Here is a 15,534-nt window from a genome sequence, read left to right on the forward strand (position 1 = left end):
ATGTTTTTGAACTAAGTCTAATAGGCGATTATGACAAGTATTTGAAATTAATGAAGGAGTGAGGAGGGGTAAGCCTTATCTTGAAAATGATAAGGCTTGTGGATGTTAAATTAAGCAAAATTTCCATTTCTGAAATCATCAAATGCTTGCACGATTTCTTCCTGAGTATTCATGACGAAAGGACCGTGGGCAACAATGGGTTCATTCAATGGTTCACCACTTAAGCAAAGAATTTTCGCCGTACGATGAGCAAATATTTCGACTTGTGTTGATTTTGGGTCAAGATAAAGCGTTTGCATGGCTGTATAGATCTGACCATCAATCTCAACTTCTCCATCAAGGATGAAAATCAGATGATTCCAGTTTGGCATAAGATTTAATGGAAGGCGTGCTCCATGATTAAGTCTAATGTCATAAACATTCATGTTGCTAAATGTTTGAGCTGGTCCTTGATAAACAGTTGAGCCGATTTGATATTGACCAGCAATAACACGAATCTTGGTTTGCTCATCGTGAGATAAAACTTCAGGAATATTTTGCTCAGTCAATTCCTGATATCTCGGCTCAGTCATCTTGGCATGCTCTGGTAGATTTACCCAAAGTTGAACCATATCCAAAACTCCGCCAGTTTTTGCAAAAGCTTCCGAATGGTGTTCTTCATGCAGAATACCTTTACCTGCGGTCATCCATTGCACTTCGTTTGGACCAATTTTTCCATGATTGCCTTTTGAGTCACGATGCTCTAATTCGCCGTCATAGACAATCGTCACCGTTTCAAAACCACGGTGGGGGTGTAAACCAACACCGCGTTGGTGGTGACTTGGAGAAAATCGATATTGACCTGTATAACCCATTACCAAGAATGGGCTGGTATGATTTCCTATTTCATGCATGGGTAACATGGAGTTTGTTGGAAAACCATCACCCACCCATGTGCTTCGATCGCTGGTATAGACTTTCTGAACTTGTGTCATTTGTATTCCTCTATATATCGTTCTAATCATGATATTGAGGTATATTGATGAGATTACAGGGCGATTCTCTCAACAGATAATTCCAAAAATGAAACAATTATGCAAAATTTAAATGATTACTACTATTTTGTGCAAGTCGTTAAATATCAAGGTTTTACTAAGGCAAGTGAAGCTTTAGGTATTACAAAATCTAAGTTATCTCGTCATATTTCAGATTTGGAAAACCGTTTACACGTAAGATTATTGCAACGAAATACACGAAAGTTTGCCGTAACCGCAGTTGGTCAAGAATTTTTTGAATATTGTATTAAGATTTTGGATCAAGTGGAGGCGGCAGAAAATTTTGTAGAGCAAAGTTTGTCGAGCGAGCCTTCAGGTTTAATTCGAATCTCGTGTCCAATTGGTTTGGTTGAGTTTCCATTGGGGAATATGATTGCTAAATTCATGCAACATTACCCACGTGTTCAAGTTCATCTGGTCGCAACAAATCGTAAAATTGATCTCATAGAAGAGGGGATTGATTTGGCTGTTAGGGTGAGAAATTTACCACTTGAAGATAGCGACTTGATTGTACGAGAGCTTGATGCTTGGCAACATGTGTTAGTGGCAACGCCTGAATTAATTCAACAGATTCATGAGCCTATCCATTTGGATAACCTTGAACAACTTCCGAGTATAGGTTTTCATGTCCCAAAATCGATTTGGAGATTTCAATCCAAATTTGACACAGTTAATAAGTTTCAAGAAGTAGAATTCTTTCCAAGACTCAAAACTGATAATTTTGCTGCCATGAAATCTGCAGTGTTGAACAGTGTTGGAATAGCATCATTACCTAGAGTGTTTGTTTATGAAGAGCTTAATCAAGGCACTCTTGTAGAATTAGTCCCTGAATGGGAGTTGCCACGTGGCGTTATTCATGTTGCCTATACATCACGACAAGGCATGATGCCTGCCGTGAGATGTTTATTAGATTATTTGATTGAGGAATTTAAAAAACTGAGCTGTCAAAACCATGAAATTATATGAATTAATGTGCGCAAAAAGCTTGATTAAAATATGTAAATAAATCAGGAGTGTTCATCCACAAAGTAATCGATAGACTAAGCAGAAGGATGACTCCGATGAATATGCTGATGTTGAGCAGATTGAAGCGATTAGTCATTGACGACATTCTCCTCATTAACAAATAAATGAATGAATACACCGAAGATACTGAGCGCAATACACATCATCCAAATAATATTGTAATTGCCTGTCATATCATGATTTAAGCCACCCAACCATCCTCCAAAAAATGAACCGACTTGGTGAGTAAAAAATACAATTCCACTTAGCATGGTGAGATACTTAACCCCAAACATATTGGCAACAATACCATTGGTAAGAGGAACGGTTGATAACCATAACAACCCCATAATGATGGCAAAACTATAAATCGTAAAGATCGAGAGTGGCAATGCGAGGAATAAAATGATGGCGATGCCACGTAGTCCATATAACCACATGAGCAATTTAGGTTTGGAATATTTATCACCCAGCCAACCAGCAGTGTAAGTTCCAACAATATTAAATAGCCCAACCAAGGCTAAAAACATAGTACCAGTGGTGGTGCTAAAACCATGGTCAGTTAAATAACCCGGCAAATGAATGCCCAAAAATACGACCTGAAATCCACAAACTAAAAATCCTAATGCCAACCAGATAAAAGGTTTGTGGTTTTTAGCAACAATGAGTATTTGTTTAAAACTTAAAGAAGGTTTAGCAATCGCATCAACTGCTTGAGGCGCTTGATACATTGGAGCTTTTAGCATCCAAGCCAAGGGTACAATTAATGCAATTAAAATCGCTGTGATGAGTAGCGCCGATGACCAACCAAAATTTTGTAAGAGTAAAAGTGTGGTTGGCAACATAATAAATTGCCCAAAAGAGCCTGCTGCGCTGGCAATACCCATAGCCATACTACGTCGACTTGGGTGCGCTGCACGTCCGACAGCAGAGAGCAAAACAGAAAATGAAGTAGCTGATAAAGCCAAACCAATGATTAGACCTAGACTAAGATTGATGAGAAGCCCTGTTGAGCTAAATGCCATCATCACAAGTCCAATCGCATATAAAGCGCCGCCTACGGCAACGACTTTTTTACTCCCATATTTATCTGCTAGCGCTCCCGTAAAGGGTTGAACAGCACCCCATAATAAATTTTGAAAGGCAATTGCTAAACTGAAAACTTGATGATTCCAATTAAACTCATGACTCATTGGAACTAAATACAAGCCAAATCCATGTCTGACACCTAAGGAGAGTGCCAAAATAAAAGCACTCCCAATGAGCATAAAGATGAGGGGTTTTGAAAATTTGGTTTCTGACATGGTCAATCCGCTTAGCATTTTTTGTAATTTTAAAAGATCAGTAGCATCATGACGACAGAATAAAAATTTATCAATCAATAAAATTTAGTTATTAGAATGAATAAAGCGGCACTTGGCCGCTTTATGAAGACTGATGGAAATTAGAATCGATAACCAATACCGGCATATCCCAGAATCGGATTAATTTCGATATCTGATTTTGCATTGATTAATTCACCAAGTTCAGCATCGTTTACGGTAATTGTTGTTTCACCTTTAAGATGCGCATAGGAAATTGATCCGACTGCAAACCAACGATCATTGAAATCATAAGTAAAACCAGCAGTAGCTACAGGGGCGAAAGCATCTTTAGCTTCGAGTTTAACTTTAGGATTCGCAGTACTTTCAATTCCATCAAGTGCTTTCCCAGCTTCACCTAATTTGATGTTCGCAATTTTATGACCTGCAGCGACTAGATCAGCTTCAAGGTTGGAGTTCATTTCCAATTCATTGAAGTATGCATACATCAAACCAAGCCCTACATAAGGTCTAAATTTATTTACGCCTGTTTTACCAAAATGGTATTGGAATTCGAATGCTGGCGTCCATGCACGAGCTTCTGCGACTTTACCGTGGGCTCCAAGATTTGTTACTTGGATATCTTGTTTGAGTGGAATATTGCCGCCAATAATACTCCCTGCATCTATATCTGCAATAATGATATTGACGTTTCCAGGATCTACTGAGCCTGTGAGAGGTGCTGATATATTCCCTTTACCTTTAATATCAACCTTAGGTGGAATTCCTGCTTTGACTTCTAAAGAAATATTATCTGTAAAGAAGTAATTAGTCATGATTCCGAGGGTAGTGACATCATCAGCTTCTAATCCTGTCCCTTGAGCAGTCCATGATGATAATCCATCAATTTCGGCAGTGCCACCAACTGATGGCTTAAGATATTTTACGCCATCGATTTCATCAAGGATTAATGGGCTAACAAGACCTGAGTTTATAAGTGTCTCTAATTTACGTTTTTTATCAACACCATCTGCTGTCGAAGTATCAATAGCACCTAGTACAGAAGATGTTGAAATTCGTCCAACTTCAGACTTGGTACCCTCTGGTACAGCGGTGTTAATATTAATCGGTTGAGCTTTACCCTGAGGCATTACATGTAATGCACCCACTGAAACCGAAAAACGTTTAAAGCCATCGCCATCTTTTAAACTAAAATAAGGTGAATCTGCATAACTGAAGACTGGAAAACTTAACGCGCTGATAGATGCAACTAAGTAAGCTAGTTTTTTTTTCATTATGGAACTCCATGTCCAAAACTGTAAATAAAGAGTGATTATTTTTGTATTTTTATTATCAAATTTATTTTTAGACACATTGTAGTAATAATTTGCCAATTATGTTTGGTTTTTGTTTGATTACAAAAAAAAGAGGCAATTGCCTCTTTTCTTACTCTATGCGTTAGAAACGCATGCCAACCCCAGCATAGCCCAATATCGGGTTAATCTCGATATCAGCTTTTGAGTTGATTAACTCTTGTCCAGTATTTTCATTGACGACTGTGATCTTCGTTTCATTCTGCAAGTGAGCGTAACTAATAGATGCTACTGCATACCATGTATCATTAAAGTCGTAGGTGAATCCAACTGTAGCTATAGGTGCAAAAACATCAGTTGCTTCTAAATTAACTTTCATTTTTCCATTGGTATCTTTCTTATCGAGTGCTGCACCAGCATTTTGATTAATAATATTTTGGATCATATGCCCAGCGGCGACTAAATCTTTTTCAATACCTGGATCCATTTTTAGCTCATTAAAATAAGCGTACATTAATCCAACGCCAATGTAAGGGCGGAATTTATTAATCCCGGTCTCACCAAAACGATATTGTAATTCAAAAGCAGGGGTCCATGCTCTAGCTTCAGCAGCTTTTGAAGATTGTTCTAGATTAGTAATATGAATATTATTTTTGAGGTCTAAGTTCCCCGCAATTCCACCTAACGGTGCTGCAGTAGCTGAGAAGGGGGCTTTAATATTTCCAATACCTTTGATATCCACTTTAGGTGGAATTCCACCTTTTATTTCCACAGACAAATTATCTGTAAAGTGATAACTACTCATGATGCCAACTGTTGTAACTTTATCAGCCTCCAAGCCAGTATTCGGATTATCCCATTCAGCTAATCCATTAATATAGGATTTTCCACTAATAGCCCCTGAGACATTGCCTTGAAAAGCAGAAATTAATTTAACAATACCTTCTACTAAATAATTTGGTTTACGATCTGGGTCAAGGTTATCGATTACTGTGGAAGCATTAATGTCCCCAACTTTAGATTCATAATTGTCATTTATGACTGTTTTTACATTAAAAGGTTGGGCCTTACCTTGCGGCATTACATGTAATGCACCCACTGAAATTGAAAAACGCTTAAACCCCTCATCAGAAAGGCTGAAATATCCTGACTCCGCATAACTCAGAGTAGATAAGAATGAACTTGCGAATAATGTAGGAACTAAAAACTTCTTCATTGTTTGAAGGACTCCATGTCCAATTTTTAGTTCATTTTATATTCATTAAATCATCTAAATGCAAAGCAGTTTGTTCACTTGAAATCAAATTTATTATCCTAATTTACAATTGTTAAATTATTGAAAAATATGATATAAGTTGGATTTTAAAGTGTGTGTTAATTGTCTTATTTTTTCTTTATTTGTGATAGGTTGGGCATATTGGGGTATGGCTTCAATATGCCTCAAGTGTTTTAGAAGCGATAGCCTACACCAGCATAACCAATGATAGGATTTACTTCTAAATCAACTTCCGATGAAAATAATGTTCCGAGTTTATCATCGTTGACTTCAATTGTGGTTTTACCTGTTAGATGTGCATAACTAATAGATGCAACTGCAAACCAGTTCTGATTGAAGTCGTAAGTAAACCCAAGCGTGGCTATTGGCGCAAAACTCAATTCGGACTCAAGTTTAACCTTGGGATTTGCTGTACTTTTTTTACCTTTAATTAATGCATCGCCACCGCGTCCATTTTTCATATTGGCAATCATGTGACCTGAATCAATTAGGTCTTTTTCAAGACTTGGATTCAATTCTAATTCATTGAAGTATGCGACCATAAGTCCAAGCCCAACATAGGGTCTAAATTTATTGATCCCAGTCTGTCCAAAATGGTACTGCAATTCCCACATTGGGGTCCATGCACGAGCTGTCGCAATAGAATTTCCATGACTTTCAAGATCTGTAATTGGCAGATCATTCTTAAGATAGATTGTTGGTAAAGGTATACCTAAAAGTGTTGAATTAGCTTCGGCTGTAAATGGTGCTGTAATCTTACCTTTACCTTGAATATCTACTTTTGGGGGGAATCCAGCTTTACTCTCGAATGAGATCTTATCGTTGAAATGGTAATTGATCATGATGCCAAGTGTTGTGACATCATCTGCAGTCATTCCAGAACCATCCATACTCCAACTTTCAATGCCGCTTACAGTTGAAGTTCCACTTTGACTGGCTGGATAAGTATCACTAAAAGCATCAACGATCTTCAAAAGTGCTTGCATACTTTGATTTTCTTTTTCTTTATCAGGATCTAAGTTCTCAAAAACTGTAGAAAGTGTAATATCACCATTTTTTGCAACTTCACCATTTTTTACTGCTGTACGAATTTTAGGTGCCTTGGCTTTACCTTGAGGCATAACATGTAATGGTCCGACTGAAATTGAATATCGTTTAAACCCTTCAGTTTCATCCAGATTAAAAAATGATGATTCTGCATAAATAGTTGTAGATGCAAAAACAATAGGTACGACCATGCACCAGAATGCTTTTTTCGTCATTTTGGACTCCCTGTCCGATTTTGTTGCTAGTTGTTGTTTTACATTCTTTAAGCGTTATATAAACATAAAATGAATCAGTTTGAAAAGCGTTTTTACTCATTTTTGTGATAAAAAATTTTTAAAAATCATGAATTTAAATTTTAAAAATCCAACATTTGTTAGGTTTGTTTGTGAATTTATTTCTTATTGAGTGACTTAGCAAAATAAAAAGTCAGATCAATTTAAATTGGTCTGACTTTTTTAACTTTATTAATTAACTAAAATTATTGAAATCGGGATAAATCCTCTTCAGGGCGAGCAGTTAATACCTCGACACCTGTTTTAGTGACTAAAACAGTATGTTCATATTGCGCAGATAATTTATGATCTTTCGTTACAACTGTCCATTTATCACCAAGAAGTTTAGTTTGCCATACACCAGCATTGACCATTGGTTCAATTGTAAATGTCATACCTTCTTCTAAAACCATGCCTGAATTTGGTTGACCGTAATGAAGCACTTGAGGTTCATCATGGAAAACAGTGCCAATACCATGACCACAATATTCACGAACGACACTGAAACGCTCTGACTCAACATATTTTTGAATCGCATGACCAATATCACCGATCGTCGAACCAGGTTTTACCGTAGCAATACCACGATACATTGCTTCTTGTGCAACTTTGCATAAGCGATCTGCAAGAATAGAAGTCTCGCCACCCACGATGTACATCATGTTGGTATCACCATGAAATCCATCTTTAATCACTGTGACATCAATATTCAAGATGTCACCTTTCTTTAAGATTTTGTTTTCAGAGGGAATACCGTGGCAAACCACATGGTTTACTGATGTGCAAATCGTATGCTGGAATGCAGGACGGCCAGGCGCAGCACCATAGCCTAGGCAAGCAGGAATGGCATCTTGTTTATTCACAATATAATCATGACAAATCGTATCCAATTCTAGTGTACTCACACCAGGCTTGATATGCGGTTTGATCATATCCAAAACTTCTGCCGCTAGTCGTCCCGCCACACGCATCTTTTCGATATCTTCAGCAGATTTAATTAAACGACGTGGTGCTTCATAAGTACTGTTCATGATCTTTAAAAACTTTTGGAAATTTGTGTGTGACTATGGTATAAATAGCCGCCCAATTTATCAAATGCTTTTCGTGAATAGATTCACTTAATCGGATGATATGTTGGTTAATAAAATCCGCACATATGTCGACACATTACTCTGGGTGCCCGTAAGGGTGGAGAATGCGGACATATGGAGGCCTAACCCAAACTTTTAAGGTAAAGAAAATGGCAGATTACAACGTAAGCATGCGCGACCTTCTTCAAGCTGGTGCGCACTTCGGTCACCAAACTCGCTTCTGGAACCCAAAAATGCGTCAATACATTTTTGGTGCGCGTAACAAAATTCACATCATCAACCTTGAGCACACTGTTCCTGCGTTAAATGATGCATTGAACTTTGTTAACAACCTAGCAAGCAAAAAGAACAAAGTATTGTTCGTTGGTACTAAACGTGCTGCTTCTAACATCATCCGTGAACAAGCTCAACGTGCTGGTCAACCATATGTGGATCACCGTTGGTTAGGTGGTATGTTGACGAACTGGAAAACTCTTCGTCAATCAATCAACCGTCTTAAAGATCTTCAAACTCAGTCTACTGACGGTACTTTCGCTAAGCTTACTAAACGTGAAGCTTTAGAGCGTACTCGTGAAATGGAAAAACTTGAACGTGCTCTTGGCGGTGTTAAGAACATGGGTGGTTTACCTGACGCATTGTTCATCATCGACGTTGACCACGAAGCGATTGCAATCAAAGAAGCTAAGAACCTTGGTATTCCAGTAATCGGTATCGTTGATACTAACTCTAACCCAGATAACGTTGATTTCGTTATTCCTGGTAACGATGATGCGATCCGCGCTGTAACTCTTTACGCTACTGCGATGGCTGATGCGATTATTGCTGGTAAAGAATACGCTCAAACTCAAGCTAATGCGCAAGCTAAAGGCGAAGAAGCTGCTAAAGAAGCTCCTGAGGCTTAATGCGATTTGATGCGGATTTGTCATTTTTGCGACACGTAATCGTGGCATCTTAAGCATCAATCAAGGAAAACGGCCCAGATGATTAATTTGGGCCGTTTTTGTTAACAGATACATATCTCGACCGAATTTAGGAGAATAACATGACTGCTATTACTGCAAGCATGGTTAAAGAGTTGCGTGATCGTACTGGTCTAGCAATGATGGAATGTAAAAAAGCGTTGACAGAAGCTGGTGGCGATATCGAGTTAGCGATCGACAACCTTCGTAAATCTGGTCAAGCAAAAGCTGCTAAAAAAGCAGGTAACATTGCTGCTGATGGCGCGATTACAATTGCTCAAGAAGGCAATAAAGCAATTCTTTTAGAAGTAAACTGTCAAACTGACTTCGTTGCTAAAGACGAAAACTTTGCTGGTTTCTCTGCGAAAGTTGCTGCTGCTGCGCTTGCTGCGAATGTAACTGATGCTGCTCAAATTGCTGAATTGAAACTTGAAGATGGTGCAACTGTAGAAGAAGCTCGTATTGCGCTTGTTCAAAAAATCGGTGAAAACATTCAAGTTCGTCGTGCTCAAATCGTTGAAGGTGAAAACCTTGCAGTTTACAAACACGGTTTAAAAATCGGTGTTGTAGTTTCATTTGCTGGTGATGCTGCTACTGGTAAAGGTATCGCAATGCACGTTGCTGCGTTCAACCCAGTTGCTGTAAATGCTGAAGGTGTTTCTGCTGAGTTAATCGCTAAAGAGAAAGAAATTGCTGAAGCAAAAGCAATTGAATCTGGTAAACCAGCGAATATCGTTGAAAAAATGGTAACTGGTTCAGTTGAAAAATACTTAAATGAAGTTGTTCTTGAGCGTCAAATGTACGTTATCGACAACGACAAGAAAGTTGCTGATGTTCTTAAGTCTACAGGTACAACTGTTGCTCAATTCGTACGTTTCGAAGTGGGTGAAGGTATTGAGAAAAAAGCTGAACTTTCTTTCGCTGAAGAAGTTGCTGCTGCTCAAGCTGCTGCAAAATAATTGATTCAATTATTTTGAAAAAGAAAAAGCCCTTTAAGGGCTTTTTCTTTTTTTTGATGAGTCTAAATGATATAAACTTTAGGATGAAATAAAAATATAACTTAGAGATCAATATGTCTCAGAAATCAAAAATGAGTATTGTTGCGTTAATTGCAGTGTTGGTCGCAGCATATTTCGGTGTCGATTTAAAACAGGATTTAAAACAGAGTAATGAGCACGCACTAAATCCTACAGATGCAAGTACTCAATATAATGATGCTAACCAACGAGAACTATCCTCTGCGGATAATGATGATGCCGCAAAAATAGCGACACTTTTTCAAAAAAAGATGAGTGATGTGCAAGTTAGGGCTTCTGGAGAAGTTGTTGCAATATTAAATGATGATAATGAAGGATCTAGACATCAGAAATTTATTTTAAAACTTAATCATGGTCAGACAGTTTTGGTAGCTCATAATATAGACTTGGCACCACGTGTTGAGAATATTCAAAAAGGGGATATCGTCGAGTTCTATGGTGAATATGAATATACCGACAAGGGTGGTGTAATTCATTGGACTCACCATGATCCTAAAAAACTGCATATTGATGGTTGGTTAAAGCATCAGGGTCGAAGTTATCAATAATTTTTATAAAAATAAATATATGAGATGAGCAATTTCATTCTAGATTTAAAATGCAGGCGTGATAGTTTTTATGCAATTTTATAGGCGTAATATCCAGAAAAAAGATGCAAGAGTCTGCTAATTATCTTCATTTCAAAGAATTGGGCGGATTGGAATTATTAAAAGCTCAATTTCAACGTAAGCAATTTTCAAAACATGCTCATGAGGGCTATTGTATTGGTGTCATTGAAGATGGGGCACAAAGTTTTTACCGCTCTGGAAAGCTTCATATCGCACCTAAAGGCGATATTATTCTGGTGAATGCTGATGAAATACATACTGGTTCATCCGCTGTGGAAACTGGTTGGAAATATCGAGCAATTTACCCAACACCTGAAATGATATTAGATCTGAGTCGAGATTTTTTTACAACCAAGAATGCAGTTCCATGGTTCTCGGATGCAGTGATTCATGATTTGGGTTTGGCGAGGCAACTAGTATTTTTATTCGATTTATTTGAGCAGGGCGAGGATACTTTGCTTAAAGAAAGCCTCTATTTGACGACATTTGCCAGATTGATCTATTGCTATGGACGGGCGAAATTGAGTCCAATCAACACACCAGAAATGAGAAAAAAAGTTGAACTAATAAAAGAACTTATGAGTAGTTTTCCTGAACATGACTATTCTCTACACGAGTTGTCTGCATATGTAGATACAAGCCCATGGCATTTATTACGTGAATTTAAAAAACATACGGGATTGCCTCCACATAGTTGGCTTGTTCAAAGAAGAATTCAAAAAGCCAAACAATTGCTTAAGCAGGGGGTGCGAATAACTGAGGTTGCACAACTCACTGGATTTTCTGATCAGAGTCATTTAAATCGACATTTTAAAAGTGCAATAGGTGTAACGCCTAGACAATATCTTTTGAACTATTAATTTTCCTTAAATTTGCGCCGCAATATTATTCAAGATCAATCATTACTCATCAGATGATAATAATCGATAAGTGAATCAGATTAAGATGTATTGATGAAAAAGATGAGTGATACAAAAAAGAATTTTATACATGGTGTGCTGGGTATTATGCCGTTGGCAATTGCAGTCATGCCATGGGGGTATTGGCTGGCTCCTTGGCGATACAGACTGGATTGAATGCGATACAAGCTTTTGCAATGTCATTGTTTATGTTTGCTGGTGCTGCACAATTAGTGAGCTTAGGATTGGTTTCGGGGCAGGCTTCGCTGATGACAATCTATCTGACGATATTTTTTCTGACGAGTCAGCATTTAATTTACGCGCTTAATTTTCGAAATGATGTTAGTAAATTTCCACTATTTAAACGTATTGTATTTGGCTTTCTGCTGACGGATGAATTATTTGCGGTTGGAGTAAAAAATAAATCACAACGCTCATTCGCATATTTATTTGGAGCTGGACTTTGTTTATATATTTTTTGGCTGATATTTAGTTTATTTGGGATTGTGCTTGCTCACTTCATTCCTAATTTATCAAATTTGCATCTTGATTTCTCAGTCGTTGCACTGCTTATATTAATTATAGTGCCAATGATAAAAAATCTTACAATACTTGTTGGTGTTGTGATTACCATAATTTTTTCTTTAATTTTAGAAGCTTACCAAGTAAATGCAGCGTTAATTATTTCTGGTCTATGTGGAATGTTTGCCAGTGTGATAGTTGAAAAATGGCAAACAACAGAAGGGGATTAAAAATGAGCTGGATACTTTTGCTGGGGTTGTCGATCATGATCTTTATTAATCGATATTTATTCTTGGAGCCAAGGGTAAATGTGCCACTTCCTAGAATTTTGAAAAAGATGTTGAAATATTCTGCGCCATGTTTGTTGACTGCAATATGTGTACCGATTGTGTTTTATGAAGCAGCAGAATTAAGGGTTATGTCGAGTAATCACTATTTATGGGCAGCAATGTTTTGTGTACTGCTTGCGGTAATAAGTCAAAAAGTTATCAGTAATTTAGTTTTTACTTTACTGTTTTTCTATCTCATAAATTACTTAATTAGAGTATGAACATCGGGCTAAATTAAATTCTAATTTAACCCATGCTGTATTTGCTAATTTAAGCGCTGATTTGGCGTGATTTCCAATTGGGTAGTATCTTATCTAGGTAGGCATCCATACACCATAGAGGGCCAATTAGAAGGAATTGGAGGTCTTTAAAGAAAGATGGCTTTTTCCCTTCAATTTTGTGCCCGTAAAATTGACCTATCCAAGCCAAAACGAATAGAGCAATATAGAATCCTTTCCCGAATGGAAGAATAATAATAAGCCAAGACATGACCAATAATAACGCTGCCATTGCAACAGCGAGTACAAGATCTAATCTTGCATAAAAAATAAGTGTTAACACCAGTAAAAGGGTAGTCAGTAATGCGCTGAAATGAGCAAGTATGCCAATGATCGAGAATAGAATCGTGGGTACGCAAATCCAGTGTAATGTTTTATTGGTTGGGTTTTGATGGCTATCACTATATTCATCTAACCATTCTGTAATTGTCTTCATCCTATTTCCTTCGCTGATTATTTGAATTTTATTTATTCTATAAAAGACAGTATGACATAAGATGATAAATCAAGATTCTTTTTTGTATATTGGTCACATCGAAACAATTAAAAATAATAAAGCCACTCGATGAGTGGCTTTTCGTTAAATGCTTCGCTGAATCATGAAAACTTAAGAATTTGGACCATCCACACGTTCGATGCTGACACGCGCAGTACCAGCATTGGTAATACCAAGAGATTTCGCAGCACCGTAAGATAAATCTACAACACGATTACCATGAAATGGGCCGCGATCATTTACTTTAACAACGACGCTTTTACCATTTGATTTATTTGTTACACGAATATAGCAATTAAGCGGTAAGCTACGATGCGCTGCAGTAAGTGCATTCATATCAAACGTCTCGCCACTTGCAGTTTTACGACCATGAAATTGACGACCGTACCAAGAAGCAACACCTGTTTGGCTAAAACGACGAACAGTGTTTGAAGCAACATTATTAAGTTTGTCAATCACTGAAGGCTCTTCAACAGGTACTTGAATTTTCGCTGCGATTGTTTCACGACGAATTTTATCACCTGAACTTTCAGTAATTGCTAAACTGTTTAAATTCGAGAAGTGTGAATTGAAACTTGTAGAGTCTTTGCTAATCACGCGTGAAGCAAGACTTGATTGGTCAACATCATTATTTAGATAAGAGGATTGAACCAACTCGGCATGAGTTTGAGTCAAAGCCAAACTAATACCTAATATTGATAACATTTTCAGCGAAGCATGCATCGTTTAACTCCTTGGAACCCTAAGTTAATTATCTAAGTTGCTGATAATTAACCTAAATGGTCTGTAAATTTACTTGTGCAACTGCATTTAACGGTAGTGGATGATATTCATCCTGATACAAAAGTGTCTAGCTTTATTTTCACTTTAGTTACAAAAACGACAAATTATCACAAAATATGGTTAAAAATTAATCAATAGTGTAACAAAATATGTAAAATGTGCAAATAGTGAACTTAATCACAAAAATATTTATTGACTTTTGTGAAAACAAGTAGATTTATATTTATCTACTCGCGATTTCAGTCCCTAAAAGCCACAGTGCAGTTGCATACATTCGACTACGGTTATAGGTCGTAATGACTTGAAAATTAGGATATGTAAGGTAATAAGCTGGTCCATAATTTTCTTGTAGTTGAATCACATTGACCATGTCTAAGTCATCTATTTTAACAATAGGATTGAGTGGGCTAATGCCTTGAACTTTTAATGCACCATATGGAGTAGGTTGTGTTAAGTCTTTGGCTATGATGGCATCCGCATTATTTCCTTGGTAGCGTGCGGCAAAAGCAATCGGTTGATCTCGTTGCCAACCATGTTGAGCAAGATAATTTGCAATAGAACCAATTGCATCTACAGCAGAGTTTCTGAGATCGATATGACCATTACCGTCATAATCCACACCAAATTTCGGAATATTGCTTGGCATAAATTGAGGATAGCCCACAGCACCAGCATAAGAGCCAACGACTGAATTAGCTGGAATGCCGTCCTTATAAGACCATGCAATCAAAGCGCTTAATTCGTCTTGAAAGTATTGTGCACGTCGTTCATATCCAAACCCTAAAGTGGCTAGTGCATCACGTGTGATGAATGAACCTTTATTTGCTCCAAAACCTGTCTCTACGCCGAGAATACCGAGAATGATGGACTGGGGAACACCGAACTGCTGTTCTGCTCGATTTAAAGTGTCTGCATATTGATTTTTAAAACGCACACCACGTTGAATTGTACTTTCTGCTAAAAAATTCTTTTTATATTCGTACCAAGGCTTGCTTTCTCCTGGGCGATTCATAATGTGGATAATATTTGGTAGGTTTTTTGATCCATTCATGGCCCAGTCAACTTGCTCAGCACTCAAACCATAGGTCTGCATCGTTTTTAGTTTAAAATTTTGATATTGAGGATGTTGAGCGAAGTCATTGGCTTGAACAAAACTTGTGATCATAAACGCACTGAGTGCTAAAGCAATACGTTGTAATTTAACATTAAAATTTTCAAATAACATAACAGCAGCAGATCCAATTATTATCGGTGGTAGATGCAAAGGTATAAGTGTTGATAAGG

The 15,534-nt window shown here is 37.5% G+C and carries 15 protein-coding genes and 1 pseudogene; 7 read left to right on the forward strand and 9 right to left on the reverse strand.

All coding sequences use genetic code 11. The annotated features are described in order from the left end of the window. Positions 1-110: 110 nt before the first annotated feature. Positions 111-974, reverse strand: coding sequence for a pirin family protein (locus AC1M9E_RS04405; protein WP_481607065.1), 864 nt, complete (start codon positions 972-974; stop codon positions 111-113). Positions 975-1,073: 99 nt separating this feature from the next. On the opposite strand from AC1M9E_RS04405, the gene AC1M9E_RS04410 reads away from it, so the two are divergent. Then, positions 1,074-2,000: a LysR substrate-binding domain-containing protein gene (locus AC1M9E_RS04410; protein ID WP_481591323.1), complete on the forward strand. Its 927-nt coding sequence runs from the start codon at positions 1,074-1,076 to the stop codon at positions 1,998-2,000. Positions 2,001-2,128: 128 nt separating this feature from the next. Here the strand turns inward: AC1M9E_RS04410 and AC1M9E_RS04415 are convergent, their stop codons facing one another. The 5 genes from AC1M9E_RS04415 to map all read right to left on the reverse strand — a co-directional run bounded on the left by AC1M9E_RS04415 (position 2,129) and on the right by map (position 8,279). Further along, positions 2,129-3,343, reverse strand: a complete 1,215-nt coding sequence (locus AC1M9E_RS04415; protein WP_481588481.1) for an MFS transporter — start codon at positions 3,341-3,343, stop codon at positions 2,129-2,131. 140 nt (positions 3,344-3,483) lie between these two features. Then, on the reverse strand, positions 3,484-4,635 hold the full coding sequence (locus AC1M9E_RS04420; protein WP_092766024.1) for an OmpW/AlkL family protein: 1,152 nt from the start codon (positions 4,633-4,635) through the stop codon (positions 3,484-3,486). A 163-nt stretch (positions 4,636-4,798) separates the two neighbouring features. Continuing rightward, complete coding sequence (locus tag AC1M9E_RS04425; RefSeq protein ID WP_092766025.1) at positions 4,799-5,869, reverse strand: OmpW/AlkL family protein; 1,071 nt, start codon at positions 5,867-5,869, stop codon at positions 4,799-4,801. A 233-nt stretch (positions 5,870-6,102) separates the two neighbouring features. Continuing rightward, positions 6,103-7,191: an OmpW/AlkL family protein gene (locus AC1M9E_RS04430; protein ID WP_081403241.1), complete on the reverse strand. Its 1,089-nt coding sequence runs from the start codon at positions 7,189-7,191 to the stop codon at positions 6,103-6,105. Positions 7,192-7,454: 263 nt separating this feature from the next. Continuing rightward, the gene (map, locus tag AC1M9E_RS04435; protein WP_035265682.1) at positions 7,455-8,279 is read right to left on the reverse strand and encodes a type I methionyl aminopeptidase; all 825 of its coding nucleotides are present in this window, start codon (positions 8,277-8,279) and stop codon (positions 7,455-7,457) included. A 209-nt stretch (positions 8,280-8,488) separates the two neighbouring features. Here map and rpsB point away from each other — a divergent pair, with 209 nt between their 5' ends. The 6 genes and pseudogenes from rpsB to AC1M9E_RS04465 all read left to right on the forward strand — a co-directional run bounded on the left by rpsB (position 8,489) and on the right by AC1M9E_RS04465 (position 12,914). Further along, positions 8,489-9,241, forward strand: a complete 753-nt coding sequence (rpsB, locus tag AC1M9E_RS04440) for a 30S ribosomal protein S2 (protein WP_035265684.1) — start codon at positions 8,489-8,491, stop codon at positions 9,239-9,241. 140 nt (positions 9,242-9,381) lie between these two features. Further along, on the forward strand, positions 9,382-10,257 hold the full coding sequence (tsf, locus tag AC1M9E_RS04445; protein ID WP_035265686.1) for a translation elongation factor Ts: 876 nt from the start codon (positions 9,382-9,384) through the stop codon (positions 10,255-10,257). Between the two features lie 113 nt (positions 10,258-10,370). After that, positions 10,371-10,883 carry a DUF3465 domain-containing protein gene (locus AC1M9E_RS04450; protein WP_481589746.1) on the forward strand — a complete coding sequence of 171 codons (513 nt, stop codon included), beginning with the start codon at positions 10,371-10,373 and terminating at the stop codon, positions 10,881-10,883. A gap of 104 nt (positions 10,884-10,987) precedes the next feature. Then, entirely contained in the window at positions 10,988-11,803 is an 816-nt protein-coding gene (locus AC1M9E_RS04455) for an AraC family transcriptional regulator (RefSeq protein WP_481607063.1), read from the forward strand. A gap of 93 nt (positions 11,804-11,896) precedes the next feature. Then, positions 11,897-12,594 (forward strand): annotated as a pseudogene (locus AC1M9E_RS04460) (AzlC family ABC transporter permease). A gap of 2 nt (positions 12,595-12,596) precedes the next feature. Next, positions 12,597-12,914 carry an AzlD domain-containing protein gene (locus tag AC1M9E_RS04465; protein WP_481607062.1) on the forward strand — a complete coding sequence of 106 codons (318 nt, stop codon included), beginning with the start codon at positions 12,597-12,599 and terminating at the stop codon, positions 12,912-12,914. Positions 12,915-12,963: 49 nt separating this feature from the next. Here AC1M9E_RS04465 and AC1M9E_RS04470 read toward each other — a convergent pair whose 3' ends face one another. The 3 genes from AC1M9E_RS04470 to mltB form a co-directional block, all read right to left on the reverse strand. Further along, on the reverse strand, positions 12,964-13,407 hold the full coding sequence (locus AC1M9E_RS04470; RefSeq protein WP_481586624.1) for an Mpo1 family 2-hydroxy fatty acid dioxygenase: 444 nt from the start codon (positions 13,405-13,407) through the stop codon (positions 12,964-12,966). A gap of 171 nt (positions 13,408-13,578) precedes the next feature. Next, positions 13,579-14,190, reverse strand: coding sequence for a septal ring lytic transglycosylase RlpA family protein (locus AC1M9E_RS04475; RefSeq protein ID WP_218947276.1), 612 nt, complete (start codon positions 14,188-14,190; stop codon positions 13,579-13,581). A 283-nt stretch (positions 14,191-14,473) separates the two neighbouring features. Continuing rightward, positions 14,474-15,415, reverse strand: a complete 942-nt coding sequence (gene mltB, locus AC1M9E_RS04480; RefSeq protein ID WP_481607136.1) for a lytic murein transglycosylase B — start codon at positions 15,413-15,415, stop codon at positions 14,474-14,476. Between the last annotated feature and the right edge of the window lie 119 nt (positions 15,416-15,534).

This window comes from Acinetobacter sp. 24-47-47 (assembly GCF_057737035.1).

Bases quoted from the DNA above. Each gene is read 5' to 3' on its own strand.
- AC1M9E_RS04405 (WP_481607065.1), bottom strand. From the start codon at position 974: ATGACACAAGTTCAGAAAGTCTATACCAGCGATCGAAGCACATGGGTG.
- AC1M9E_RS04410 (WP_481591323.1), top strand. From the start codon at position 1,074: ATGCAAAATTTAAATGATTACTACTATTTTGTGCAAGTCGTTAAATAT.
- AC1M9E_RS04415 (WP_481588481.1), bottom strand. From the start codon at position 3,343: ATGTCAGAAACCAAATTTTCAAAACCCCTCATCTTTATGCTCATTGGG.
- AC1M9E_RS04420 (WP_092766024.1), bottom strand. From the start codon at position 4,635: ATGAAAAAAAAACTAGCTTACTTAGTTGCATCTATCAGCGCGTTAAGT.
- AC1M9E_RS04425 (WP_092766025.1), bottom strand. From the start codon at position 5,869: ATGAAGAAGTTTTTAGTTCCTACATTATTCGCAAGTTCATTCTTATCT.
- AC1M9E_RS04430 (WP_081403241.1), bottom strand. From the start codon at position 7,191: ATGACGAAAAAAGCATTCTGGTGCATGGTCGTACCTATTGTTTTTGCA.
- map (WP_035265682.1), bottom strand. From the start codon at position 8,279: ATGAACAGTACTTATGAAGCACCACGTCGTTTAATTAAATCTGCTGAA.
- rpsB (WP_035265684.1), top strand. From the start codon at position 8,489: ATGGCAGATTACAACGTAAGCATGCGCGACCTTCTTCAAGCTGGTGCG.
- tsf (WP_035265686.1), top strand. From the start codon at position 9,382: ATGACTGCTATTACTGCAAGCATGGTTAAAGAGTTGCGTGATCGTACT.
- AC1M9E_RS04450 (WP_481589746.1), top strand. From the start codon at position 10,371: ATGTCTCAGAAATCAAAAATGAGTATTGTTGCGTTAATTGCAGTGTTG.
- AC1M9E_RS04455 (WP_481607063.1), top strand. From the start codon at position 10,988: ATGCAAGAGTCTGCTAATTATCTTCATTTCAAAGAATTGGGCGGATTG.
- AC1M9E_RS04465 (WP_481607062.1), top strand. From the start codon at position 12,597: ATGAGCTGGATACTTTTGCTGGGGTTGTCGATCATGATCTTTATTAAT.
- AC1M9E_RS04470 (WP_481586624.1), bottom strand. From the start codon at position 13,407: ATGAAGACAATTACAGAATGGTTAGATGAATATAGTGATAGCCATCAA.
- AC1M9E_RS04475 (WP_218947276.1), bottom strand. From the start codon at position 14,190: ATGCATGCTTCGCTGAAAATGTTATCAATATTAGGTATTAGTTTGGCT.
- mltB (WP_481607136.1), bottom strand. From the start codon at position 15,415: ATGATCACAAGTTTTGTTCAAGCCAATGACTTCGCTCAACATCCTCAA.